This window comes from Novosphingobium sp. RL4, from assembly GCF_035658495.1.
Lineage (GTDB): Bacteria > Pseudomonadota > Alphaproteobacteria > Sphingomonadales > Sphingomonadaceae > Novosphingobium.
Genome location: NZ_CP141944.1, coordinates 2,410,671 through 2,432,843 on the forward strand (window position 1 = coordinate 2,410,671; position 22,173 = coordinate 2,432,843).

42 protein-coding genes and 1 pseudogene are annotated in these 22,173 nt (G+C 61.6%); 17 read left to right on the top strand and 26 right to left on the bottom strand.

Going from position 1 to position 22,173, the window contains the following annotated elements:
* Nucleotides 1-24 precede the first annotated feature (24 nt).
* The 24 genes and pseudogenes from U9J33_RS11660 to U9J33_RS11770 form a co-directional block, all read right to left on the bottom strand.
* Nucleotides 25-1,206 (bottom strand): hypothetical protein, encoded by a 1,182-nt coding sequence (locus U9J33_RS11660; protein WP_324695418.1) that lies wholly within the window; start codon nucleotides 1,204-1,206, stop codon nucleotides 25-27.
* Nucleotides 1,207-1,295: 89 nt separating this feature from the next.
* Nucleotides 1,296-1,598 carry an Hpt domain-containing protein gene (locus tag U9J33_RS11665; protein WP_185997323.1) on the bottom strand — a complete coding sequence of 101 codons (303 nt, stop codon included), beginning with the start codon at nucleotides 1,596-1,598 and terminating at the stop codon, nucleotides 1,296-1,298.
* A 95-nt stretch (nucleotides 1,599-1,693) separates the two neighbouring features.
* On the bottom strand, nucleotides 1,694-2,704 hold the full coding sequence (locus U9J33_RS11670) for a tyrosine-type recombinase/integrase (RefSeq protein WP_324695421.1): 1,011 nt from the start codon (nucleotides 2,702-2,704) through the stop codon (nucleotides 1,694-1,696).
* On the bottom strand, nucleotides 2,688-2,939 hold the full coding sequence (locus tag U9J33_RS11675) for a hypothetical protein (protein ID WP_324695422.1): 252 nt from the start codon (nucleotides 2,937-2,939) through the stop codon (nucleotides 2,688-2,690). The genes U9J33_RS11670 and U9J33_RS11675 overlap by 17 nt, the downstream gene beginning before the upstream one ends.
* Nucleotides 2,936-3,583 carry a hypothetical protein gene (locus tag U9J33_RS11680; RefSeq protein WP_324695424.1) on the bottom strand — a complete coding sequence of 216 codons (648 nt, stop codon included), beginning with the start codon at nucleotides 3,581-3,583 and terminating at the stop codon, nucleotides 2,936-2,938. The genes U9J33_RS11675 and U9J33_RS11680 overlap by 4 nt, the downstream gene beginning before the upstream one ends.
* A gap of 55 nt (nucleotides 3,584-3,638) precedes the next feature.
* A pseudogene (locus U9J33_RS24880) lies at nucleotides 3,639-4,169 on the bottom strand (DNA cytosine methyltransferase); the annotation flags it as partial.
* Entirely contained in the window at nucleotides 4,109-4,342 is a 234-nt protein-coding gene (locus U9J33_RS11685; protein WP_324695426.1) for a hypothetical protein, read from the bottom strand. The gene U9J33_RS11685 and the pseudogene U9J33_RS24880, both read right to left, overlap by 61 nt.
* On the bottom strand, nucleotides 4,339-4,632 hold the full coding sequence (locus U9J33_RS11690; RefSeq protein ID WP_324695428.1) for a hypothetical protein: 294 nt from the start codon (nucleotides 4,630-4,632) through the stop codon (nucleotides 4,339-4,341). Before U9J33_RS11690 ends, U9J33_RS11685 begins: the two co-directional genes overlap by 4 nt.
* Nucleotides 4,625-5,515 carry a phage Gp37/Gp68 family protein gene (locus tag U9J33_RS11695; RefSeq protein ID WP_324695430.1) on the bottom strand — a complete coding sequence of 297 codons (891 nt, stop codon included), beginning with the start codon at nucleotides 5,513-5,515 and terminating at the stop codon, nucleotides 4,625-4,627. Before U9J33_RS11695 ends, U9J33_RS11690 begins: the two co-directional genes overlap by 8 nt.
* Entirely contained in the window at nucleotides 5,508-5,948 is a 441-nt protein-coding gene (locus tag U9J33_RS11700; protein WP_324695432.1) for a DUF551 domain-containing protein, read from the bottom strand. The genes U9J33_RS11695 and U9J33_RS11700 overlap by 8 nt, the downstream gene beginning before the upstream one ends.
* Nucleotides 5,945-6,253: a hypothetical protein gene (locus U9J33_RS11705; protein WP_324695434.1), complete on the bottom strand. Its 309-nt coding sequence runs from the start codon at nucleotides 6,251-6,253 to the stop codon at nucleotides 5,945-5,947. The genes U9J33_RS11700 and U9J33_RS11705 overlap by 4 nt, the downstream gene beginning before the upstream one ends.
* Nucleotides 6,250-7,230, bottom strand: coding sequence for a recombinase RecT (locus U9J33_RS11710; RefSeq protein WP_324695436.1), 981 nt, complete (start codon nucleotides 7,228-7,230; stop codon nucleotides 6,250-6,252). Before U9J33_RS11710 ends, U9J33_RS11705 begins: the two co-directional genes overlap by 4 nt.
* A gap of 2 nt (nucleotides 7,231-7,232) precedes the next feature.
* Nucleotides 7,233-8,156, bottom strand: a complete 924-nt coding sequence (locus U9J33_RS11715; protein WP_324695438.1) for a YqaJ viral recombinase family protein — start codon at nucleotides 8,154-8,156, stop codon at nucleotides 7,233-7,235.
* A gap of 117 nt (nucleotides 8,157-8,273) precedes the next feature.
* Nucleotides 8,274-8,516, bottom strand: a complete 243-nt coding sequence (locus U9J33_RS11720) for a hypothetical protein (RefSeq protein WP_324695440.1) — start codon at nucleotides 8,514-8,516, stop codon at nucleotides 8,274-8,276.
* A complete protein-coding gene (locus U9J33_RS11725) occupies nucleotides 8,516-8,845 on the bottom strand; it encodes a hypothetical protein (RefSeq protein WP_324695442.1) in 330 nt (109 codons plus the stop codon). The genes U9J33_RS11720 and U9J33_RS11725 overlap by 1 nt, the downstream gene beginning before the upstream one ends.
* Nucleotides 8,845-9,051, bottom strand: coding sequence for a hypothetical protein (locus U9J33_RS11730; RefSeq protein WP_324695444.1), 207 nt, complete (start codon nucleotides 9,049-9,051; stop codon nucleotides 8,845-8,847). Before U9J33_RS11730 ends, U9J33_RS11725 begins: the two co-directional genes overlap by 1 nt.
* Nucleotides 9,048-9,377 (bottom strand): hypothetical protein, encoded by a 330-nt coding sequence (locus tag U9J33_RS11735; protein WP_324695446.1) that lies wholly within the window; start codon nucleotides 9,375-9,377, stop codon nucleotides 9,048-9,050. Before U9J33_RS11735 ends, U9J33_RS11730 begins: the two co-directional genes overlap by 4 nt.
* Nucleotides 9,374-9,757 (bottom strand): hypothetical protein, encoded by a 384-nt coding sequence (locus U9J33_RS11740; RefSeq protein WP_324695448.1) that lies wholly within the window; start codon nucleotides 9,755-9,757, stop codon nucleotides 9,374-9,376. Before U9J33_RS11740 ends, U9J33_RS11735 begins: the two co-directional genes overlap by 4 nt.
* Nucleotides 9,754-10,083: a hypothetical protein gene (locus U9J33_RS11745; RefSeq protein ID WP_324695450.1), complete on the bottom strand. Its 330-nt coding sequence runs from the start codon at nucleotides 10,081-10,083 to the stop codon at nucleotides 9,754-9,756. The genes U9J33_RS11740 and U9J33_RS11745 overlap by 4 nt, the downstream gene beginning before the upstream one ends.
* A gap of 116 nt (nucleotides 10,084-10,199) precedes the next feature.
* Complete coding sequence (locus tag U9J33_RS11750) at nucleotides 10,200-10,580, bottom strand: HIRAN domain-containing protein (protein ID WP_324695451.1); 381 nt, start codon at nucleotides 10,578-10,580, stop codon at nucleotides 10,200-10,202.
* A 23-nt stretch (nucleotides 10,581-10,603) separates the two neighbouring features.
* Nucleotides 10,604-11,038: a hypothetical protein gene (locus U9J33_RS11755; RefSeq protein ID WP_324695453.1), complete on the bottom strand. Its 435-nt coding sequence runs from the start codon at nucleotides 11,036-11,038 to the stop codon at nucleotides 10,604-10,606.
* Nucleotides 11,038-11,472: a helix-turn-helix transcriptional regulator gene (locus tag U9J33_RS11760; RefSeq protein WP_324695455.1), complete on the bottom strand. Its 435-nt coding sequence runs from the start codon at nucleotides 11,470-11,472 to the stop codon at nucleotides 11,038-11,040. The genes U9J33_RS11755 and U9J33_RS11760 overlap by 1 nt, the downstream gene beginning before the upstream one ends.
* Nucleotides 11,438-11,929 (bottom strand): hypothetical protein, encoded by a 492-nt coding sequence (locus U9J33_RS11765; RefSeq protein WP_324695457.1) that lies wholly within the window; start codon nucleotides 11,927-11,929, stop codon nucleotides 11,438-11,440. Before U9J33_RS11765 ends, U9J33_RS11760 begins: the two co-directional genes overlap by 35 nt.
* 65 nt (nucleotides 11,930-11,994) lie before the next feature.
* The gene (locus U9J33_RS11770) at nucleotides 11,995-12,648 is read right to left on the bottom strand and encodes an XRE family transcriptional regulator (RefSeq protein WP_324695459.1); all 654 of its coding nucleotides are present in this window, start codon (nucleotides 12,646-12,648) and stop codon (nucleotides 11,995-11,997) included.
* Between the two features lie 97 nt (nucleotides 12,649-12,745).
* Here U9J33_RS11770 and U9J33_RS11775 point away from each other — a divergent pair, with 97 nt between their 5' ends.
* The 17 genes from U9J33_RS11775 to terL all read left to right on the top strand — a co-directional run bounded on the left by U9J33_RS11775 (nucleotide 12,746) and on the right by terL (nucleotide 20,897).
* Nucleotides 12,746-12,952 (top strand): helix-turn-helix transcriptional regulator, encoded by a 207-nt coding sequence (locus tag U9J33_RS11775; protein WP_313437199.1) that lies wholly within the window; start codon nucleotides 12,746-12,748, stop codon nucleotides 12,950-12,952.
* Nucleotides 12,949-13,263: a hypothetical protein gene (locus U9J33_RS11780; protein ID WP_324695464.1), complete on the top strand. Its 315-nt coding sequence runs from the start codon at nucleotides 12,949-12,951 to the stop codon at nucleotides 13,261-13,263. The genes U9J33_RS11775 and U9J33_RS11780 overlap by 4 nt, the downstream gene beginning before the upstream one ends.
* 3 nt (nucleotides 13,264-13,266) lie before the next feature.
* The gene (locus tag U9J33_RS11785) at nucleotides 13,267-14,037 is read left to right on the top strand and encodes a DNA methyltransferase (protein WP_324695466.1); all 771 of its coding nucleotides are present in this window, start codon (nucleotides 13,267-13,269) and stop codon (nucleotides 14,035-14,037) included.
* A gap of 158 nt (nucleotides 14,038-14,195) precedes the next feature.
* Entirely contained in the window at nucleotides 14,196-14,642 is a 447-nt protein-coding gene (locus U9J33_RS11790) for a hypothetical protein (protein WP_324695468.1), read from the top strand.
* Nucleotides 14,643-14,686: 44 nt separating this feature from the next.
* A complete protein-coding gene (locus U9J33_RS11795) occupies nucleotides 14,687-14,968 on the top strand; it encodes a DUF2312 domain-containing protein (RefSeq protein ID WP_324695469.1) in 282 nt (93 codons plus the stop codon).
* Nucleotides 14,968-15,168: a hypothetical protein gene (locus U9J33_RS11800; protein ID WP_324695471.1), complete on the top strand. Its 201-nt coding sequence runs from the start codon at nucleotides 14,968-14,970 to the stop codon at nucleotides 15,166-15,168. Before U9J33_RS11795 ends, U9J33_RS11800 begins: the two co-directional genes overlap by 1 nt.
* Entirely contained in the window at nucleotides 15,165-15,497 is a 333-nt protein-coding gene (locus tag U9J33_RS11805) for a hypothetical protein (protein ID WP_324695473.1), read from the top strand. The genes U9J33_RS11800 and U9J33_RS11805 overlap by 4 nt, the downstream gene beginning before the upstream one ends.
* Nucleotides 15,497-15,844: a DUF1064 domain-containing protein gene (locus U9J33_RS11810; protein ID WP_324699054.1), complete on the top strand. Its 348-nt coding sequence runs from the start codon at nucleotides 15,497-15,499 to the stop codon at nucleotides 15,842-15,844. Before U9J33_RS11805 ends, U9J33_RS11810 begins: the two co-directional genes overlap by 1 nt.
* Nucleotides 15,841-16,155, top strand: a complete 315-nt coding sequence (locus U9J33_RS11815) for a GIY-YIG nuclease family protein (protein ID WP_324695475.1) — start codon at nucleotides 15,841-15,843, stop codon at nucleotides 16,153-16,155. The genes U9J33_RS11810 and U9J33_RS11815 overlap by 4 nt, the downstream gene beginning before the upstream one ends.
* A complete protein-coding gene (locus U9J33_RS11820) occupies nucleotides 16,152-16,844 on the top strand; it encodes a hypothetical protein (protein ID WP_324695477.1) in 693 nt (230 codons plus the stop codon). The genes U9J33_RS11815 and U9J33_RS11820 overlap by 4 nt, the downstream gene beginning before the upstream one ends.
* A 4-nt stretch (nucleotides 16,845-16,848) precedes the next feature.
* Entirely contained in the window at nucleotides 16,849-17,349 is a 501-nt protein-coding gene (locus U9J33_RS11825) for a hypothetical protein (RefSeq protein WP_324695479.1), read from the top strand.
* Nucleotides 17,346-17,918, top strand: a complete 573-nt coding sequence (locus U9J33_RS11830) for a hypothetical protein (RefSeq protein WP_324695481.1) — start codon at nucleotides 17,346-17,348, stop codon at nucleotides 17,916-17,918. Before U9J33_RS11825 ends, U9J33_RS11830 begins: the two co-directional genes overlap by 4 nt.
* Nucleotides 17,905-18,105 (top strand): hypothetical protein, encoded by a 201-nt coding sequence (locus tag U9J33_RS11835; protein WP_147222467.1) that lies wholly within the window; start codon nucleotides 17,905-17,907, stop codon nucleotides 18,103-18,105. Before U9J33_RS11830 ends, U9J33_RS11835 begins: the two co-directional genes overlap by 14 nt.
* On the top strand, nucleotides 18,102-18,731 hold the full coding sequence (locus U9J33_RS11840) for a putative metallopeptidase (protein WP_324695484.1): 630 nt from the start codon (nucleotides 18,102-18,104) through the stop codon (nucleotides 18,729-18,731). The genes U9J33_RS11835 and U9J33_RS11840 overlap by 4 nt, the downstream gene beginning before the upstream one ends.
* Nucleotides 18,732-18,733: 2 nt before the next feature.
* Complete coding sequence (locus U9J33_RS11845) at nucleotides 18,734-19,207, top strand: DUF2280 domain-containing protein (RefSeq protein ID WP_324699055.1); 474 nt, start codon at nucleotides 18,734-18,736, stop codon at nucleotides 19,205-19,207.
* Nucleotides 19,204-19,473 (top strand): hypothetical protein, encoded by a 270-nt coding sequence (locus tag U9J33_RS11850; protein WP_324695486.1) that lies wholly within the window; start codon nucleotides 19,204-19,206, stop codon nucleotides 19,471-19,473. The genes U9J33_RS11845 and U9J33_RS11850 overlap by 4 nt, the downstream gene beginning before the upstream one ends.
* Nucleotides 19,470-20,897 (top strand): phage terminase large subunit, encoded by a 1,428-nt coding sequence (gene terL / locus U9J33_RS11855; RefSeq protein ID WP_324695488.1) that lies wholly within the window; start codon nucleotides 19,470-19,472, stop codon nucleotides 20,895-20,897. The genes U9J33_RS11850 and terL overlap by 4 nt, the downstream gene beginning before the upstream one ends.
* Here the strand turns inward: terL and U9J33_RS11860 are convergent.
* On the bottom strand, nucleotides 20,884-21,414 hold the full coding sequence (locus U9J33_RS11860; protein ID WP_324695491.1) for a DUF4760 domain-containing protein: 531 nt from the start codon (nucleotides 21,412-21,414) through the stop codon (nucleotides 20,884-20,886). The genes terL and U9J33_RS11860 overlap by 14 nt on opposite strands.
* Nucleotides 21,414-21,842: a DUF4145 domain-containing protein gene (locus tag U9J33_RS11865; RefSeq protein ID WP_324695493.1), complete on the bottom strand. Its 429-nt coding sequence runs from the start codon at nucleotides 21,840-21,842 to the stop codon at nucleotides 21,414-21,416. Before U9J33_RS11865 ends, U9J33_RS11860 begins: the two co-directional genes overlap by 1 nt.
* Nucleotides 21,843-22,173 lie beyond the last annotated feature (331 nt).

The window sequence follows — 22,173 nt, forward strand, 5'->3', positions numbered from 1 at the left end:
ACCTTGTATCTGGTTAAGCCCCGGTTAGTTCTTCCGACGTAGCGGAAGAACCATGCCGATCACAACGAGCACGATCGCCAGAACTTCCACCAGCGGCTCAACTTGCCCGAATCCTGCGGCAAAAGCCAGCACCAGTCCCAATGTGGCACGGTCCGCCGCGAGAGATGCCGCCGTTCCGGATACGAAACGCGGGATCATCACCAGCAGCATCATCAACATGGCCGGCGGGAACATCCAGGAGATGAGTGATTCTCCACCAAGCCGAGCGATCCCTGCCAGCAAGGAAAGCCCGAAAGCAGTGTCCACCAGCCATCCCAGCACATCGGCACGCGGGATTGCGGGAGGCAGTTGTCCGAGCGCATGACGCTCGGCAGACCGCAGCAGGCGGCTCGCCTCCACCAGCACCGATGCAAGCGCGAGGAACAGGAAACCGGCGGCCACGAAACTGAACCAGACGAGACCGCCCGCGATCGCCAGTGCCCCAAGTACCGCCGCGCTGAGCACATTGCTGGCATTGCCGGCATGCAGCAGCGAGGAGCCGAAGTTGAGCACGCCGTAACGAGCGACCGCGCGCCCGGGCGAAACCTTGTCCCCACCCTCGAACCGGCCGCGCAGCCATTCCATCTCAACCGCGTGAGCTTCGCCCTCATCGCGGATCAGGCGCCAGTCCACACCGCTCCGTGCCGCAGCAGGGACTTCGCGCATCGGCACACCGGACTGCAGGGCAATGCGCATCAGGGCGGAGATAACGTCGCAATCGGCCGGAAGTTCGTGAAGATTTTCAACCAGATGTCCAGGAATTCTCATAATTCCCGCAGATGCACGGCTGATGTCGATACGTTCGAAACCCGCCGCCAGCGCCCCTTCGACCGGCTGCACGAGGACTGCCGGCGATCGTCCTTCGAACAAGGGCACGACGCCGGAAGGCTCCGCGAAAAGGCCCTCGCCAATCACCACGAGTTCGTCATTCGCCGTGACAAGCCCGGAAAGGGGTCGCGATCCCGTGGCGATGTAGAATTGCAGCCCGGCATCTTCTGCCATGTGCTGCAAGGCAATCAGATCTGGAGACGGGCCGCGTGCAAGGCAGATCACCCGCTGGCAGTCGAGCGCAAGGGCCATGCCCAGCTGGTGCTGCGCCAAGGTCGCGCCGCCCACCCGCAGGAAGGCGCGCGGGATCGACTGGCCCGCCACGGCGGGCTCCATCATGGCGAGCAAGGCAATACGCAGTTTGGTAAACTCCAGCGACCGTCAACCTGTAGGCAATGGCCGTGCCAGTGCCAAGCACCGCAGGCACATCAGTCGGCGGAAAACTCCGTGAGATAGGCCTTGAGCTTGCGAATGACGGCCGGCTCGCCCGGCGCAGACTGAAGCGCCTCCTCTGCCAGTACCAGAAGCTTCATGGAATGGAAGCTCGCCGCGAGCCCCTTGAGCCGCATCGCGGCAAGATGCCAGTTCCCATCACATCGCGACCGCGCGAGAAGGTCGGCCTGCCGCATCACGCTTTCTGCGTAGGATGCGCGCAATTCGGCAAAAAGCGCAGAATCCCCGCCTGCCGCGGCGGCGAGGGTCGCTTCGAGGGCACCTGCTTCGTAAGCCATTTCCCCAGCTTAATGACGAACGGGTTAAAGGAGGGTTAAATGAAAATGGCGGAATTCCGGGGCTTTTTGGGGTATTTTCCGAGTGGTTTGCGGATTCACGATCTGTTTCCTCGCTCCAATTTGATGATGGCCGCCTCCGACAAAGCTCCCTGATCGACCTGCTTGGCATAGTGCATTACCATTTCGACGCTCTGCCCCGTGATGGCCTGTACCTCAGGGATGGTGCATCCGGCGCGCAAGAGGCTGTTGACCGCGTTCTTGCGGAGACCGTGCGGCACAACAGAATGCCCAAGCTTTGCAGCGAACCCCTTCAGGAGGTTCCGCAGGAAGTCAGCGCCCACCGGCTTGCCGGTTGCATGGCTGATGATCGTCATTCCAAGGCGCGGCGCCTGATCGAGTTCAGCAATCAGATCGCGGTGCATGCGGATGATCATAGGTTTGGCCGTCTTCTGCTGGGTCATCACGACATTGCCGCCGCGGATGTCTGACCAGCGCAGCTTGAGAACGTCGCCTAGGCGCTGGCCGGTGAAATTGAGCAGATGGACAGACAGACGGATCATAGCTTCGTCCGCCGCCAATGCAGCGGTGAGTAGATCGTCGGGCCATGGCTCGTGCTCGCCTGTCTTCGCCTGCCGGATATCCTTGATCGGGTTCGCTTCGGTCATGTCGCGCGAGCGGGCGTAGCGGAAAAGAACACCCAGCATGGCCACGAACAGGTTTCTGGAGGCTGGCCCTGGAATTTCATCAAGCACGTCGTAGACTCTCTTGCGGGTCACGTCCTCCAGGGGGAACTCCCCAAATTCTGCCAGGACCTTCTTCAGGGTGATTCGGTACACTTTCTTGGTGCCCTCTGACCGATCCTTGAAGTCGTCGCTGTTCTGGTAGAGTTCCGCCACGCTGGCGATCGTGGGGACAATGGCCATGCGCTTAGTGCGCGCGCCCAGGAATGACGAATAGCTATCGTAGAACCCGACCGTGCCATACGGCGGGAGCGGCAAGCGAATCGGCTCACCGTTGGACTTCTTCCGCCCCGTGTCGAAGTAGGCATAGACCTTCCCCTTCGACCGGGTGAATTTCACGTATTTCAGTTTAGGCAGCCTTGCCACGCCTGCGCTCCTCGAAACGGGCGATGTGGTCGGTGACCATTTCGCCGGAAATGACGGCCAGAGCCTTATCGAGCGCGTCACGGCGCCAGTGGGGCTTCCCGCCGAACATGATCCCCTCAGGGATGCGACCAGCAGCGATTTCGCGCTCGAATGCGGTCTCTCCCACATCGAGGTATTCCATCGCGGTCTTTCGGCCCATCATTGCAGGCCAGCGGGCGATGCTATGGGGGGTCATGCTGCCAATCCTCCAAACAGGTCCATCTGCTCCTCCGGTTCAGACACCGAGTAGAGCGCCGAGAGAAAGGAAGGCATGAGCAGCCACCAGCGGGTCCACGCCGTTTCCTGTCGCTCGAAGCCGCTCAACCCGGTGGGCCATCGCATCAACGCCTCGACGAAGATGGGATTCAGCTTCCTCTTCACCGAGGGCTGGTTGGACTTCGGGGAATCGGTCGAGGACGTCGATCCACCTGCTATCGGTCGGCCCCGGGATGACGGCGGGCGGAACGAAGCAGCCTGGTTGCACAGCATCTTCTGATGAGCGACGCTGGTTACCTTCCGGCCATCGTCCGATGCCATCGGCGCTATCCACTGGGCCGCCTGCCCCGGCAGCGGCACATCGCCTTTGCTGCCCCGCATGTTCGGGCCAGCCTTCTCCGGGTCCGATGCCTTCGGTCCGGCCCAATGTTCTGCCTGATCCTCCAGATTGACAGAATGCCCTCCGGCCATCCGCTTCTCCGGCGTCTGGCTCCCGCCCCGCTTCGATACGTCGGATGGACCGCGCCAACGATCCAACATCGCATCCGCCAGCTCCATCGCCTTGCGCGAGAAGTCGGAGTTCCCCGCCGCATTGTAGGCGTCCGTCCCTGCGGCTCCCGCCATTGGCGACGGCCATGATGAACAGTCGCTCGCGTCGCATGGTGTTGCCAGTGCCGGCCGAGCTGAATATTCCTGCCGCAACGCGGTAGCCCAGCCCTTCCAGTGCCGGAGCGATGGCCGCAAGCTGTCCGTCCGCGTTCCCCGGGACGTTCTCGCGGAAGACAAGATCAGGCCTGCACTCTTCGGCAAGGCGGGTGACCTCGGAGGCGAGGAAGCGCTCTCCTTTGTCTCCTTGTCGCTTCCCGGCGACGGAATTGTCTTGGCAGGGATCTCCCGAAGCGAGGATATGAACGAGGCCACGCCACGGTCGAGCGTCGAAGGTTCGCATGTCAGACCAGACAGGAGCCGGATGAAACCACCCTGCTTCCATCGACGCGACCAGGCTTGCGGCGGCTGCGGCTTCCCCCTCCAGGTAACATATACCTCGCCCATCCTCTCCCCGATGGCGGAGGGCGAGCAGTATGCCGAGTTCGAGACCTCCGACGCCTGCGCAGCAGGAGAGGATGTTCCGGGTACGAAGAGCCACATTCAAGCGACCTCCCCCATACGGGCATTCATAGCCCGCACCACATCCCCCACCGACTGCCATCCGCGTGCGGTCTTGTCGCACACATGGATTCCGAGGGTGTTCTCGATATCCAGAGCAATGGAGTCGCGCTCTACGTCGGTGAGGTGGAGTTCTTCGAAGGTGGAATCGTCTGTGACAGGGTGCAGGGTGTAGGGCTGCACGATCTGGGTGACCTGTGTGGTGAGGGTCTTCATGCGGCACCTCGGGCTTTGGCGATGGCGGCGACGAGTTGCATGTGGTCGTCATGCTCTTCATCGATGTGCTTGCTGACATAGCCCCGATCGAGCAGCCGCTCGGCTATTGTGAGCAGTTCAGGTGCGGCCGCGATCAGGGCAGCGTTGGCGTGGAACGGATCGGCAGGATCGTTCTCGTCGCCCCACATGGTGCAAACAGCTTCGCCGGATGCCTTGTGCCCGATCTGCGGGCCACCGAAGTGGATAAGCTCCCAAGGCCCCGGCGTATGCTCAGTGCGGGTGTTAGGCATTGGACGCCTCCTTCGGATAACCGTCGTGCTGGACGCCATCGAGCAGGCGACCGGCGCGCTTCTTGCCGATCTGGACCATCGCCTTGCCGTCGATGAACTGCTGGCGACCACGGATGCGATCAGGAAGGTCATTCCAACCCATGCCGATGTGGTCGAAGTCTGAGAACTCGCCCCACTGCTTGAACAGAAACGGGACCGGCGCTGGACCGCTGGCGATAGTCACGCTTGCGCACTGGTCGCGCAAGCTACGTGCCCAATCCGGATGCATAGGCCTTGCGCGCGGGCCGCTTTCTCCGCCGACGATAATCCAGTCTATCGCGGCGTCGCCGGGATGGTGATGGATCAGCCAGTGGTCGCGAATATGGACCGGGCCCAGCAGCGGTTCCATCGAAAGGAATCGGTAGCGCGGACCGAAGGTCGTCAGCAACTTCGGAATGTCTCGATCTGCTTCCACCTGGTTCACGACGGAAATTCCCAGCCAGACGTTACCGGGCCACCCACCTGCGGCTTCAGCCATTTTTCCAGCGTTGCCGATGCGCTTCGTCACCAGCAGCCAGTCGAGGTGCGGCGTCTCGCGGATCAGCTGGAACAGCTCGGCGCGCCACTCGGCGGGAACCTCGTTGTCGAACACGTCCGCCAGCGAGGCGCAGAACACCCGATAGCGGGTGCCAGCGGATTCCGCCTTCCGGTTCCATGCGCGCGGCTGCTTCCATGTTGATGCAGCGGTGTGGCGGCGGGGTTTCCCCGGTCCCCACTCGACGCCAAGGCGGGCTTGCGCCAAATCCGACGCATAGCAGTTGTCGCAGCCAGGCCCGACCTTGGTGCAGCCGATCCACGGGTTGAAGGTGTGGTGCGTCCACTCGATTGCGCTGTTCTCAGCCATTGTCCTTCCCCTCCTCGATCTGAGAGGGGGCGGAGGGGAGAGGCATCCAGTGGGTGGGCGTCGGCCACGCCATGGCGCGGTAGACTTCTGCCTCCAGCGCAATTGCGCCATCAGGGCATACAGCTGTCCAGACGCCATGCTTGAACCACGCCTGTCCCGCTTCTGGCAGAGGCGCTGTCATGTCGATGACGATTATGCCGCTACCATCCTTCGGCGCGGTCTCGATAGGCTGCCATTTCGCCGGTACTGGGCCGTCAGGGTTCTCGACTGCAGCGAGCGCCTCTTCCCCGGCGTCGATCCATTGGCGCAGCGCAACGGAAAGCGGGTCAGCACGGAAGGAAACGGCATCGCGGAAATGCGAGATGCCCTGCATGGCTTCGACTAGCGATGCGATCTTCTCGCCCGCCGCGATATCGGAGGTGGTGGTGCTCATGCCGCCAGCACCTCCACCCCATTGCCGTTCCCCGCGGCATATTCCCGATCAAGCCTCTGCCGAACCGCCATGTCAGGCGCCTGCGTCATCTCGACCAGCACGCGGCAGACCATGCCGTCGCTGAACTTGATCGAGCGCTCGACCTCCTTGCTCACGTTGTCGGCCGAAAGGTCCGCGCAAAGGCACAGAAGAACCTCGTCGGTGATATCCTTGATCCGGCGCAGCGGTTTGCCGCGCTGGACATGGACGGCGATGATGCGGCCCGTATCGGGGTCAACGCGCAGTTCCAGGTGGTGGGGTTTCATGCGGCGAACTCCCGCTTGCGAGCTGCAATCTCGGCTTCGAAAGCCTGCACAGCCTGCTCGCCGTCCACTCCAAGGCGCACGTTGTTGATCCAGTCCTTCTCAACCTTCTCGACGGACTTGGCGTCGCTCGCGTCTGCCAGGCGGCTGCGTAGAGCGGCGACGTGCGATTCCCATGCCGGGCCATCCTCGCCCATCTGGCTGTCGTTTCCCTCTTCCATACTGGAGTCATCGTCGATCTGGTGCTCAAGAGCCTCCAGACGGCTGACGGGCGTTTCAGGTTCGGCCTGCACATCGACAATGCGCGGCTGCGGTTCCGGGGCCATGGTCTCGTCACGCTGGAAAACCGTGTCTTCCAGATCGGTGCTCATCGGCAGGCGCTTGGACAGCCGGCGCATGACAGTCTTGCGGGCCATCTCGCCCCACCATTGCACCCACGGGCCATTGCGGGCGGCCCGGCTTACGGCGCGGACCTTCTCGATCTCACTCTTGCGCATCACTTCCAGCAGACGCGATCCATCCTTGAGGACGGCGACGGCATAGGCCGCAATGGGCTCTCCCGGCTCCTGGTCGAGAGGCGCGGGTTCGTGCTCGATCGTCTCATCAAAGCCGAGCGACCATTTGAAGCGATCGTTCTCATAGACGATCTGTGCCGACACATAGCTGACATCGCCGCTCTGCCGGATCTTCTTCAAGATGCCCGCTATCATCGGCATGGCCTGAGCCTTGTTGCCGAACATGACGAGCGCGGCTTCCCGGCCATCGGGCAGCAGGCCGTCCTGCGCGAGGCGAACCACGGCGCCGAACAAACTGGAGCGGTCGGCGTTCTGCAGCTGCGGGTTGTTCTGGATCGCGGTCATGGCGACGCGGCTGAACTTCTCGACCGTGACATGCGCCGGAAGCGCTGCCTTGAACTGCGGCGCCATGACTTCGAGGTTCTGCCGGATCACGGCGACAGGGTTGTTTGCTTGGGATGCCATGATTAAGCCTCCAATTCCTTGATGCTGAACCTGCGGTACGGCTTGCGCCCGCGGATAATCTCGTCAGGCTTGGCCTTGCGATCCGGTATCCCGGCGACGAGCGTTGACTTGATGGTGAAGCCGTCCATGAACCCGACGGCAGCGTCCTTGAGCTTGCCGATCAGTTCAGCCTGCGCGGCATCCTTGCGGGCTTGCGCCAGCTTCACTTCCTCGGCAGCGGCCAGATATTCGGCAGCAGCTATCGCAGCGCGGTTGTCGCCCTCAAGGTTGACCGTCTCGTCGCCCTGCTCGGAATAGACTTCCTTGAGCGCAGCGCCGTCGCGGGAATAGTCGGGCTTCGGTTCCTTGCCATCGGCAACGGCTTTCCAGAACTCTCGGACGCGCCGCTCTGCCTCTGCAAAGAGCTTTGGCCGGAAGTCGTACTGAATGCGCTCGAGTTGGTTTCCGCCGACGAGCACGAGCATGTCGAAGCCATTGACGTAATCGAGGCCAGCGTAGGTGTTTCCCTGCAGCAGATAGTGCAGCGGCGGTTCCTCGCCCCACTTCTTGCGCTCGAGCCAATCAACCATCTTGGTTTCAAGGATGATCGGCCCGCGCTGGGGGCAAGTGACCATGCGGTCGGGATGACCGCCCAGCCCTTGGCCATTACTCAGCGCGCCCTTGTCCTCGCGATCAACATAGCCATACCGTTCGAACGCCGCTTCGATGATCGCGGCCTCCAGCTTCACGCCCCAGTAAATGCGCTCGTTCTCGGGTGAGCCATCCGGGCGGGTCGCATTGAAGTCCGGCGTTGCGATGGTTCCGCGCTTTCGATGCCAAAGCTCGAATTCGGTCAGCCAAGGATTGCAGCCGAACAGCGCCGAAACCTCAGACGCACCGACATGCTTGGCACGGAAGATGGCGTCATGGTTCGGGTTGATACTCATGTGCGTGTCCTTCTCAGTGCCAGGCCATCAGGTGCGCCCAGAGAGCGCCGAGGCTGGCAGAAGCGGTGAGGATGAAGGCGAGCATCGCCATGTCTCGAAGGGGCGAGCGGGTGAGCATTATTCGCCCTCCCCGCTCGCCCGGCGACCCGACGGGCGGGAGGCGGAAACAATGAGGGCGTAGCAAGCGGCGGCGGCTGCAAAGCAGACGAAAATCGCGCCGCCAATCGCCAGAACCGTAAACCAAGGCGAGAGCACTACCTCCCGCGTCTGGTGATCGGTTTCCATGAGCCATGAAGCCCATGCATCGACACCGAAGAGCATGGCAGTGCAGAGGATGGTGGCAAAAGCGATGCGGACCATCAGGAGGCCCTCCCGATCTCGATGCCGCGGCGGAGAGCGATCAGGCAGTTGCGAATTGGCTCGCTGCTATCGTCTTCACCAGCCAAGGTGGCCGCCTTGTGTTCAGCGCCGAAGCTATCGTTGTAGCGAGCGGCAACTAATGCCCGTGCCTCAATCAGCAGCGGATCGACCGGCGCCTCTTCGTGCTCGGCGATGTAGCGGGCGAAGGCGATATAGCCGTGGTATGCGTGAGGAGATTCCACGACCTGCTTGACGTTCGGACTAGGTGGATTGTCGCCAAGCTCAATCGCGCGCTCAATTGCCCACTCTGGCGGAAGCTGCTCAGCCATCAGGCGCACCCCTCTTCCATGTCAGCGATAAGGCCAGCAGCGAACGGAGCCTCCCATTCGGCGTTGAGTTCAGCCCAGCGAGCCTCGCCCATTTCCCGGCGGCTCTGAGCGATATGACGATCGAGCGTGAAGGTGGGCAGGCAGGCCGGTGCTTCTGGAGAAGTTGCGACGGCGCGCTGGCAGCGGGTGGTGTCGGGGTGGGTCATGCCGCACCTCGGGCGCGAGCCAGCAGGCTACCAACGTGGATGCGGAAGAACTTCTCACCAAAGCCGTTATTTCGAGCGTCTTCGAGAGCGTCTGCCATCTCCGCGACCAATCGCCGGGCATTTGCGGCCTCACGCTCGGCAGTGTCGATCCGGCTCGCGATGTTGAACGCGAGGTTCTCGGTCAGGTAGTCCTGCGTCGCGTCGAGCAGGCCGCAATACAGGTCGTCTACCGCCTTCTTGAGAAGCGGCTGAACAGCTACCTCAATGGCCGATGTGACATCTGCAGCCACATCTTCCCAAGGCTGGTTGAGGATAGGCGCGCTCATGCCGCAATCCCCCGAGCTTCGAAGTCCCACCGCCACATCGCGGTAGCCTCGTATTCCGAGTATCCGTTGAACTTGTGGGGATCGCCGAAGCAGTCAGCGAGAACATCGCGAGCGTCCGGCCCCATGGCAGCGATGTACGCGCGCTTGTCAGCGGCGTTCTCGAAGCTGCCCATGGTGTTGGAAGCATGCTCGGCGCGCAGGCGGTCGAGAACCTCGACAGGCTCGCCGGTGATCACGAGCTGGTCCGCACCCATGACGAGGCACGGGCGGCGCAGGAACAGGTCGTGGATGTCGATGTTGGCGATTACCGCCAGGATAGCCGGGGTTTCGTGCCACTCGGCGGCGCGCGCCGGGGTGAATGCGGGAGCGAAGTGCTTCACGACACCACCTCGCCGCGAGCCTTGGCGAGGGCGGCGATTGCCTTCTTGATCTTTGCCGGGACATCGAACGGAACGAGAGATCCGCCGTTCTTGATCGCGCTGTCCTGATGGCTGGCGTGCTGAGCCAGTTCGAGCAGCGCTTCGTAAAGCTCAGGCGCGGCAGCGATCAGGTGGGCGTTCGCCGGATTGGCAATATCAAGATTGCCGATGCGGGCGACCGCGCTTCCGTAGCTGTTGACGATGCCGAGGTCATCGGCCCCGATCAGCTTGCTCGCGGACCAAGGCCCTGGCGTAAATTTCGTGGTGGTGGACACATAGACCTCCATCGGTGGTCCCGGCAGGTCTGCGCTTGCGGCTCACTGCTGGGCTGATGGAGAATCAATGTGCCCTATTTGGGCATATGTCAACATGTAAAATATGCCCGGTTTGGGCATATTGAATTTTAGTCAGGCCACACCTCGTCGGGATACCAATCCGGCTCTGGATCGAAAGCGCCGTTAGGCTCTTCCCCGACGCAAACAGGTTGAGGTAACGCGGGCACAGCGCCGTCAAAAGAGACGCGCGCGAACGCGCCGAAACGCGTCGCTTCTTGGAAGATGGCGGTGGTGGTGTGACCCTGCCTGATCAGCTGGGCGACGCGCACGGCGCGCTGGGACGAGATATAGCCCAGCTGCACGCCGCGCTCAGAATAGACAGCGATCGCATGCTCGTCGGCCGGGTTTTCAGGCTCCGGCCGCAATTCTAGCGGATCGCCTGGTGCGCACAGGGCGAGCTCGAAGCGGCGCCCAGGCGCCTTGCCCTTGTTGGGATAATCAGCCCCCACTACTGGCAGGGAAATCGCCGGTATCAAGAGCCCGCCGCAGCCTTTTTGATGTCTATCGAGACGAGCGCCGAAGTTTGACCTTCATATTCCATTTCGAGAGAAATTCTCCCGACCTGTGGAATATTAAAAGGCGAAGAAAGAGACGCGCAATAAACTCCAGGAGCAGGCGAGCCTTTTTGCTTCGCATCAGATACTGACTTCTTAAGCATCTCCTCGGACAACGTTGCGACTAACAACCTGCTCCCTGTTGCTTCAACAATATATATGTTGATGGGTCCACTTGGTTTAAAATCTAAAGACAAACCAGCCCGAACGTACGCAACGAGCTTCGGGAAAAGCCCAGGCACATCACTGATAGTGATAGTATCGGAAAAAATCCCAACCAAAGTGTGTGCGCCACTAATTTCCTGGCGAAAATCTTCGCAGAACAAGCCAGTCGCAGAAATACCTTTTGACATCAGAGATCCAACTCTTCGCCAGATGTCATGTACGACGTCCATTGGTCTGAACTGCCTACGATTGTGGTGCAAAATTGCTTAGATTTTACTTTCGCAGGCTCTGCCACCACGTGGCCTATATCTTGCGGGATGATATGAAAGCTATTCGTCGGAGACTCAGTCGGGTCAAATATGTTTACGCTCACGCAGTGTCCCAACCCCCATGCCATGTCAGCCAAGGTTTCGACCGTCATATTCGACTGCCCATTGAGGCGGCGATTGATCACCGACTTTCCTACACCGAGTTTGTCGGCGAGATCTTTTTGCGTTGTGCCGTCCGCATCGTGCCGTTTGGCGTATGCCTGACGTATTTGACCCTCGATCGATCCAACGAGATTGAGGTAGATCGATCTACGATTGTCAGTTTGGCGGCGGAAAGAGCGCACGGCGATCACCCATCTTTATAGTACCCTCAAGGCGATGTGTTCGCGCGAAGGTAAGAACCTGTTGTACATGTATTTTGACGGCTGAGTTCGGACCATGAACGTCAGCTGCCAATGCAGCCCCCACGGCAACAAACTCGTGGACGCTAGGCACCCAGCCAAACAGTCTCAGGCCGGGGCTGTGAATCTTCCAGACACCCCGCTTAGTCGGCACAACCCGATTGAGTTCACCGACAAGCACGCGTTCGTCGCAGCGAAAATCCGCGAGCGTCTGCTGAAGATGCTCGAACCTTGTTCGACCACCCCACGCCTTGTCCCAATGGGTTTCATAAAGCTCATCCGTTTCATCTACCCAATCGAACAGCGCCGATGCCAAAAGCAATCGCCGCCGTGGGATGCGCCCTTCATGATCCGGCAACGCAAATTCATGCAGGACCTGAGAACGAAGCGCATCGTCAATAGTTGCCATATAAGTCAACCAAGCTTAATGGCAAGTTACGAATTTGGCCTGGATCGGAAGAGGTACAGCCATCCTCAAATTCCCCGAGCCAGCCAGATCGCGCGCCCCTGGATGCGCAGATCCGCAGCATCAACTTCCATATCCGGCACCGTCGGATTGTCCGAGATCACTAGCACGCGGTTCTTCCCCACGTTCCGCAGGCGTTTGAGCCCCGCTGCGCCGTACACGTCGATCCAATAGACGCCATCTTGGCGCGCCAGCTGCCGCTCCGTTGTGTCAATGAGGATCACGTCACCCCAGTTCAGAGTCGGGTACATGCTGTCGCCGATGCCGGTGACGAGCTTGAGCCGATCTGATGCAGTTCGGGTGACAGACCGTATAAAAGCGAGGTCGAACGCGACCGGCTCCGCCTCTACCCAATCCTCGATATGCGTTCCTGGCCCCATAGAAAGGGAGAGGTCCAGTTTCTGGATATAGACCACCTCCTCTGCCGAAGGAGCCAAGACCGAAACTGGTGCGATCGCCTTTACCGCCACATCGGGGGCAATGAGTTCGTGCGGGGCAACCCCAAGGGCGCCACCAATCTTGTCCAGCCAAGCCTGGTCCAGCGAGCGGTCGCCCCGCTCCAGTTTGCCGAGCATGTTGAGCGTCGTGCCGATGCGCTCGGCCAGCTCGGTCTGAGACAAGCCCCGCTGCTTCCGAAACACCGCTATATTGTTCGCTGCCATGCGGCCTATGTGCCCAGAAAGGGCATAATGCGATAGTGGACCAGTTGGGCACATTTTAGGCTTGCCGAATGTGCCCATATTGGGCATATCAGGGCACATGAAACTGCTCGACTATCTCAAGGCCGAGAAAGTGGCCGTCGCCGAGTTCGCCAACCGAGTTGGCGAAGCGGAAACCACCATTCGCAAGATCGTCTACGGTCAAAGGCAGCCCTCGCTTCCGCTGGCTGTGAAGATCAGCGATGCGACTGGCGGGAAGACGAAGCCTGGCGAAATGATCGTCGAGCCTCGGGATGCCGCCGCATGATCGGCCTCACCACAAAGCAAAGCCGCCTGCTCTCCTACCTTACGGGCTATATCGAGAGCACGGGCGGAGTAGCGCCGAGCTTCCTGGAAATGCGGGATGCTGTGGGCCTCGCCTCCAAGAGCGGTGTGCATCGACTGCTCGCTTCTCTCAAAGACCGGGGTCGCATCCGCCGGGCGCCGAACCGAGCGCGCGCTATCGAGATCGTAGACGTTGGACCGCTCCACACCGTGTCCACTGCCGACCTCATCGCAGAACTCGAACGCCGCCGTATCGGGTCCGTCCAGACCAATCCAGAAGTCGTGGGAGCTTGAGGCATGCGCGTTGAGCATATCGGGCGCGCGACGTTGTATCTGGGCCGATGCGAGGACGTGTTGCCGACAATCGAGCGGCCTGACGCTATCTTGAGCGACCCTCCGTATGGGCAGAAGCTCAACACCAACGTCACCGGGAAGTCGGTTTCTGGCCGCAAGCCGGGCAGTGGACGGCCCTATGCCATCTTGGACAAGCGCCGGAAGACCGCTGCGGGGATACACTCCACCGGCGTTGCTCGCCAGTTCCCGCAAGGTATCGCTGGAGACGACAAGCCATTCGATCCTGCGCACCTTTTGGAAGCCGCCGACAAATGGCTGCTCTGGGGTGCGCACAAGTTCGGGCAGCGTTTGCCGCGCGGGCGCACTTTGGTCTGGGATAAGGTGCCCACCGGCAAAGTCCGCGATCAAGGCGATGGCGAAACCGCTCTCTGCAGCGTCAACCCTGATGCGGCTCTTCGCATCTATCGCTTGCTCTGGGATGGCGTCTGCGTCGGTTCGGCTGCTCGACACGAAGTGACTGCTGGGCAGCAACGCGAACATCCCACTCAGAAGCCGGAAAGCCTTATGGCATGGTGCCTCAGCTTCCTCGATCTCAAGCCCGACAGCCTGATCTGCGACCCTTACATGGGTGCTGGATCGACCGGGATGGCGGCAGTCAAGGCGGGCCACCGTTTCGTCGGCGTCGAGGTGGAGCCGATGTATTTCGATGCAGCCTGTCGCCGCATCGATGACGCCCAGCGCCAAGGCGACCTGTTCCTGCAGGGAGCCGCCTGAATGCGCGCCATCACCCTCCCAACCCACACCCCGCAGGCCCCTGCCCGCGAGGTCGTGGCCCTGCCCGCCCGGTCTGAAACCCACACCCCCCTCCAAGGCCGGGCGGGTCTTTCCATCGATTTGAACCACTTCGCTCATGAGCGTGAGGTAATCTGACCGTGAACCGCACATCCACCCCTGCCCGCCCGGTGTTTTCCGCGTCGTCCGTGCGCGACAAGATCTCCGAGACCCTTGCTGCAATCAAGGAAGAGGACGGCCTGACCTATGCCGACATGGGCCGGGTCATCGGTAAGAGCGGCGACCGCGCCGAGGCCTACTGCAACGGCGACTTCTCCGACATGTCGGGGTTCTCCCTGCTCGCTGCCTGGCGGGAGTGGAATGGCCGGTTCATCGGCCCGATCCGCGATCTCGTCGAGGGCAGCCGCCCCGGAGCCCACTGCGATTACGCTGGCCAGTCCGCGATCCTGAAAGCCGCCCTCGCTCTGTCGGTCGCGCTGGAAGACGGCGTTGTCGACCACGAGGAAGTGCGCGCCAACCGCAGCACCCTCGAACTCGCCCGCGACGCGATCGAGGCTCAGCTCGCGAAGCTGCGCCCGGCGGCCTGACCGGAACCCGCATTTTCCAATCCCCCTCCCCACGGAGAACCACCATGTCCGACTCTGCACAGATCTCCATCCCCGGCACCGAGCGCAAAGAGCACCGCGCCGCCGACGACCGGCTGCGCCTGCTGATCGAGCGCGTCGAGCGCCTGGAGGACGAGAAAAAGGGCATCAGCGACGATATCCGCGACGTCTACAACGAGGGCAAGGCGGTCGGGTATTGCCCGAAGACGATGCGCAAAGTCGTCGCGATCCGCAAGCTGAAGCCCGATGATCGGCGCGAAGCGGACATGATGCTTGATACCTACAAGAACGCGCTGGGCATCGACTGATGCTGTCCCGGCTCTTCCGGCGCGCCGCCGCGCCCGTGCCGCCCACCACCCCTGTAGCGGCATCGAAACTCGCCAGCCACGGCGCCGAGAAGCGCCGGGCCGCCGCCCGCAAGATCATCCGCGATCGTGCCGACCAGATGCGCGCCGACATGCGCGCCCGCGGCATCGATAAGCCGGCCATAGACTGGAGCGCCCTATGAATACATTTCGCTGCGGCCACGAAAAGTCACCCGAGAACCGCCGGTTCACCAAGGGCTTCTTCCAGTGCAGGACATGCGAGGAAAGCCGCCGCCGTGAGCGACGCGCCCGCGCCAAGCGCTTTGCCCAGATGGGCGAGATCGCCCCGGTGCCTGGGCACAACATGAGCAACTACCACCACCTTGGGGGCGCAGCTGCCATTTTCGCAAACGACGGCGGTGCCGAAGACATCCAGCGGGGATCCATTTCCCTGCTTCGCGCCCTGCACCGTTCCTACCCCTATGTGTTCGACGCTGCCGAGCGCGCCGGGCGGATGGCGGTGCGCCCGTGATGCGACCCAACAAGTTCGGGGCTCGCAAGTCGGCTTGCCTCCATGGGCACAAGCACGCCAGCGCCAAGGAAGCGCGCCGGTGCAACGATCTGCACCTGCTCCAGCGCGCCGGCGAGATCGTCGGCCTTGAGGTCGAACCCGTCTTCACCTTCGCGATTGAGGGTAAGCCGGTCATGCATCTCAACGGGCGCTGCGCGATTTACACCCCTGATTTCTCCTACGTCGAGAAGGGCCAGAAGGTCTGCGAGGACGTGAAGGGCGGATCAGCCACCAACACAGAGGCCTCGACCCTCCGGCTCGCCTTCGCGCGCGCCATGTGGCCGTCGATAGACTGGCGGGTGGTGTGAGCGAAGGCCACATCTACCTGCTCGGAACGGCTGAGCCTCTCGCGGTGAAGATTGGCTTCACCAAACAGGATCCGCGTGTGCGCCTGAAGCAGCTGCAGACGGGTAACCCGATGAAGCTCAAGCTGCTTGGCTGGTTCCCCGGCACCCAGCGCGAGGAGCGCGGACTGCATGAAAGCCTGGCCGCGTATCGCATCGGGGGGGAATGGTTCCGCCTGGACGATAGCGCCTCCGGTCTCTGGAAACCGATCGTCACCCTCATCCAGATCAACAACGCCCTCTCCGGCTATACCCCGGAGGCAGCTCACCCGTGACGATCTCGTCGGCCGTCCTTGATGCAATGCTCGCTGCGGGTTGCTCCGCAGAACAAATAGTCGCCGCCGTGAAGGCTGATCTTGCAGAGCAGGAAGGCCGCAAGGAAGCCAAGCGCGCCGGTAATGCGGAGCGTCAGCAGCGCTTTCGCGACAGTCGGAAATCCCGCAAATCCGGTGCTCGTAACGATGATAACGCGCGTAACGCGTTACGCGGCGTTACGCCCCCTATAGATAATACTCATACCCCCTCTCCTGACATTTCACCTGACGGTGAAAGTCAGACTGCGAGAGGCGATGACTGCACGGCGGTTGTCGAAAAGTGGAATGAGACCGCCCAGGCCAACGACCTGCGGACCTGCCAGAAGCTCACCGCCGCTCGCCGCAAGGCCTGCCAAGCCCGTCTCCGCGACGACGGCCTGCCTGCGATCCTCCAAGCGATCGAGCGAATACCCCGAAGTTCGTTTTTGCGCGGCCAGACCGGAAGCTGGTCCGGCGCCAACATCGATTTTCTCCTCCGCCCCGACACCGTGACCAAGATCCTGGAAGGCAAATACGATGACCGACCTGTCCCGACACCCCGGAGCCCGGACGCTTGGCGCAGTTCTCCCGGCAATCGCCCCGCCGACAACCGCGATGGATTCCGCCTCGAACTCGAGGAACGAGCTTTCGGCGGTCCGGCTCACGGATAGCCAGTTGGCAGCCGCCGAAGCCGTCGCCGCCGCACCGCTGCCGGCCATGGTGCAGGCCGACGGTCAGTTCTTCGCCCAGTGCCTGCTGATGCTGGATGCCCTGCCCCGCCAGAAGACGGACACGCTTGGCGGCAAGCTACGCATCAGGGCCTACGAGATCGCGATCGGCAACCGGCCGAAGGAAGCGATCGAGTTCTTGGTCACGGAAGCCCTGCGCACCTGCAAGTTCTTCCCCAGCACCTCGGAGTGCAACGAGATCCTGAGCCGCTGGGAGCGGAACGACGATGTCCTTCGCGCAAAGCGCAACGCCAAAGCAGCGGTCCGCTGGGAGCTTCAAGCCCGCCTCGATGAGACCATGGCCCGTCTCGCCTCCGGCGCCTGCGGCCAAGGCGAGATCGACGCTCTCCCCATCCGCTGGAAGGAGATCGCCGAGACCCGCAGCTATCTCTGGCGCCATCAGGACGGCACTTACACGGCGCGCGTCCGCCGGGAGACGGCGGCATGAACGCGCTCACCACCATCATCCCTGCTGGCGCCCCGGCGACCACCCAAGAGGAATGGATCGAGCGCGGCCGTGGCCTCGCCGACCAGCGCCGTGAAGTCGACTGGGCCCTTGGGGATTGGATGGCTGAGGGCAAAGAGGCTGGATACCTCACGCAATCCGGCTTCGACTTCCTGTCGGAAAACCTCGGCCTCGCCCCGAAGCGCCTGAAGGACGCGCTCAAGGCCGCGACGACGTTCCCCCCGGCCCTGCGCGACCGCGCGCTGTCGGTAGACCACTACGCCGCAGTTGCCTCGCTTCCCCAGGATGAAGCCCTGCCCCTGCTCAAGCGCGCCAGCACCGACCACCTGCCGGTCAACGCCCTCCGGGAGCATGTGACCCAGCGCCGTTATGAGACTGGCGCCAACTTCGCCGACGACGACACGGACAGCACGCTCTGCACCCTGATCGTCCGCGCCTGGAACCGCGCCACCCCCGAAGCCCGAGAGAGCGCCTTCGAGCACTTCAAGCTCGCCGCCTCCCACGGGTTTGCAATTGTTGATGAAGACGAGGCCTCCGATGTCGAAGAGTAAGCTCCTGCCCACCTCCGCACCGAAGCCCATCCCCCCCGAGTTCATGGAGAAGTTCAAGAAGCACGGATGGCGCCGAGTAGAACAGATCTGGGGCAAGTCCACGGTGCTCGCCTGGCGCAAGGCGATCGGGGCGAAGCGCATGGCAGCGGAACGCAAGCGGTTCCTGAAGGAGGAGGCTGCACGATGAGCCGCCCGTACCCGCCCCATGACCTCGCCACGCTGTCCGATCTGGAAATGCTGCACCGGTTCGTCCCCGCGCCGGACCTGCTGGAGTGGATACGCTCGACGTTCATCGACGAGGCCAGCCCGCTCTACAACCACGAGCACGCTCACCTCCGCGACGCCGACCTCGGAGTGCTCTGGACCAACTGCGACAACAGCAAGCAGATGCGCGCCGTCATCGGCCAGGCCGAGTTGATGCCCCCGATGGCAATGGGGAAGTGGCAGCGCGCCCGGGCAATCCAGCAGGTAGAAGAGTGGTTCGACGGGATGCCCGACTTCCTGCTGACCTTCAGCGCGCCCGCTGCCGCCGGGATGGACGATCCATCGTTCTGCGCCCTGGTGGAGCACGAGCTCTACCACTGCGCGCAGAAGCGCGATCGCTACGGGATGCCAGCCTTCAACAAGGACACGGGCAAGCCGATCCTCGTGATGCGCGGACACGACGTGGAAGAGTTCGTCGGCGTGGTGGCCCGGTACGGTGCGGAGGCCGCTGGCGTCTCCGCCATGATCGATGCCGCGAAGGCTGGCCCGACTATCGGACGCGCATCGATCGCCGGTGTCTGCGGCACCTGCGGCTTGAAGGCGGCTTGAACATGGCGGCGAATAACCCAGCCATGACCGATGAGGTGAAAGCCTTCGTAATTCAGGCCCTCGCGTCGTTCGACAGCCCATCGCAGGTGGCAGACGCGGTAAAGGCGGAATACGGCATCGTACTATCCCCGCAAGCCGTGCAGCTTTACGACCCGACCAAGTACGCCGGGCGCAAGCTGGCGGCGAAATGGAAGACGATGTTCGAGAAGGCGCGCAAGGTCTTCATCGACGATACTTCCGGCATTCCGATCGCGCACCGCTCCACCCGGCTCCGGGCGCTGCAAAGGATGGCGCAGGCCGCCGAGCGCAAAGGCAACTTCCCCCTCGCCGCCCAGCTGCACAAGCAGGCCGCCGAGGAAATGGGCAACGCCTACACCAATCGCCGCGAGCTGACCGGCAAGGGCGGGAAGGATCTTCCCTCTGCGGCGCCTGCGGTTGCGGTGTTCGCGCTGCCTGATAACGGGAGGGATGCATGAGGGTAAAGGTCACTGAGCGCGACCTGGGGCACGATGCCGATTCCGTCCGTTTCGGTAATGCAATCCTCGCATGCGAAGGGTACGCGCCGTCATGTTCTGATCAGGGGCGATGCTCGATGGGCGGGCGGTGCTTCGATAGCGCGCCACACTTGGTAGCGGCGCGCATGGTGGAAAGCCTGCTGCCCAAGGATGGGCGCGCCGGCATGCACCTCGCCTACCTCCGGCGCGCCGCCGAGATGCTGCGAGAGGACCGCGTGCACCTGTGAACGCGCACACCTCCATCACTCCCCGCATAGGCCATAACGGCGGGCCGGAGATCACCGCCGAGACGATTAAGCCCCAGCCCGGCCCCCAGACCGCATTCCTGTCGTCGCCTGCCGACATCGTCATCTACGGCGGAGGTGCCGGCGGCGGGAAGACCTGGGGTCTACTCATGGAGCCGCTGCGCCATGTCAGCAACCCCGGCTTCGGCGCGGTGTTCTTCCGGCGTTCCACGGTTCAGATCCGCAACGAGGGCGGCCTATGGGACGAGAGCACCACGCTCTATCCCCTGCTGCGCGCGGAGCCGAAAGAGCACACGCTGTCGTGGACGTTCCCGACCGGCGCCAGCGTCAGCTTCGCCCATCTGGAACACGACAAGACCCGTTTTAACTGGCAGGGCAGCCAGATCCCTCTGATCTGCTTCGACGAGCTGACGCACTTCACGCCCACTCAGTTCTGGTACATGGTCAGCCGCAATCGCTCGATGTGCGGGGTTCGGCCCTACATCCGCGCGACCTGCAATCCTGATGCGGATAGCTGGGTCGCCGACCTCATCGCATGGTGGATCGACCAGGACACTGGCCTGCCGATCCCGGAGCGATCGGGCAAGCTGCGGTGGTTCGTGCGTGTCGGCGAGGACCTGCGCTGGGCAGACGATCCGTCCGAGCTTCAGCACTACACCATGCTCAACGACGCGGGCGAAAGCGTTCCGATCCCGCCGAAGTCGCTGACGTTCATCCCGGCCAAGCTGACCGACAACAAGGCGCTGATGGCCGCCGATCCGGGGTACATGGCGTCCCTGCTGGCCCTGCCGCTGGTCGAGCGCGAGCGCCTGCTTGGCGGCAACTGGAAGATCAGGCCCGCCGCGGGGCTTTACTTCCAGCGCTCCTGGTGCCGGGTGGTCGATGCTATCCCGGCCGGTACCGTATTCGCACGCGGCTATGACCTTGCTGCCACGCCGCGCACCGCGGACAACCCCGATCCAGATGCCACAGCCTCGACCAAGATTGGCCGCATGCCCGATGGCCGGTTCATTGTCGTTGACAGTCATGCCGACTGCCTCAGCCCGAACGGCGTCGAAAGCCTTATCGTCAACACCGCGTCGCAGGACGGCAAGGGGTGCCTGATCTACCTCCCCCAGGACCCGGGCCAGGCGGGCAAGGCTCAGGTGCAGAGCCTCAAGCTGAAGTTGGCGGGCTACAATGTGCGATCTTCACCGGAGTCGGGAGACAAGGTCACGCGCTTCGGGCCTTTCTCGGCACAAGCGGAGGCAGGCAATGTGGATGTGCTGCGCGGTCCATGGAACGAAGCGTGGTTCTCAGCGAACGAGAACTTCCCCAGCGCCAAGCACGATGACACGCCGGACAGCACCTCTCGGGCGTTCGCAGCCATCGCGCTTGGGACGCGGTACAACATCAGGAATGCTTAGGTTTTCGTTGATATAACAAGGCCTCTCGTTCCCAATGTACAAAAAGGGCCTTGCTACCCTTAGCCCTAAGTTCTTGAACAAGCGGTCGAAAGTCTTCCCAATCCTTTATCAAGGTATTGTTCCACCATAGGCGGAAAGTAGCCCTATCAACACGCCCCTTTTGCATTTGAATCGCCATGAGTTCGTAATAATTCATGAACTCACGAAGCGCTGAAACTTCCGATGATGAGAGTAGACCCAGTATACCGGGGGTAGATAAATTGTGCTTCCGCTTTACTTGCACGACATCACTACGCAATTTGGCCAAATCTCCCCGATCAAATTGCTCTAATAAATTAAAAGCTCGCTCAACCGCTTCATCCTTTCGGCGCTTCTTCTGACCCCACAAAAAAATTGGTAACTGAACGACAAGTGCAAAAAACGTCGCGCCAGCAGCCAATGTTTCGAGGAAGTCATGCTGTTCAACGATGAATCCATAAGCTTCCGCCAATCTGGAAAAGCTTTGCTGCAGCATCATTATGCTTCGTCCGAAACAGCAGAAAGCGATGATTTATCTCGGGCGGCAATCCCAGCCAACTTGCCGGCGGGGAGTGACTGATAAATGGCGTCAATGGCTTTAGGCTCGGTAATGGCCTTTTCGATGATGAAGTTGATCAACTTGAAAAGCGAATGAACTGTAACCGCATCATCTTTTAGATTTAGTTCGCCAGGATGAACGGCCTCATTCCCAATTACACGTACGGAATCCAAGGCCTGCTGCAAGGCACCAGTGATGATCCCTTTTTCAACAAGCTCGCCAATTGCCGGATTTATATCTTTCTTGTCCGAACCAAGAATGGGGCAAAGTTTCTGCACGACCAACCGCAAAAGTGCAGCGGCGCCACGGGGGGAAAGAGCGTGAATTCGGCGTGCTTCCTCGAAATCTTCCAATACTTCGACTGGCATATCGGCGGTGGGCGGTGGAGCATTGACCTGAGCTGGCCAAACGATCTGATCTTGGGCCCAGATGGTATCGCGCTTACATGATGTGCACGTTGCGCATACTAGGAGCGGCTCACTAGGCTTACGTGCACCGAAGATTCCTTGTATCTCGCGAACAGATCCCCATTGATGTTGGGCGAAGGCCCGACAGTCACTGTAAACGCAAACAAACGCAGTTCCGGGCGAACGAGGTATACCGTCCGCATTAACTTTCAAATCTGCGTAAGCTTGATCTGCCGTAGTTAGCTCTTTCACGTTGATTCCCCCTCGATCGAGTGAACGACGGCGGTAAGCT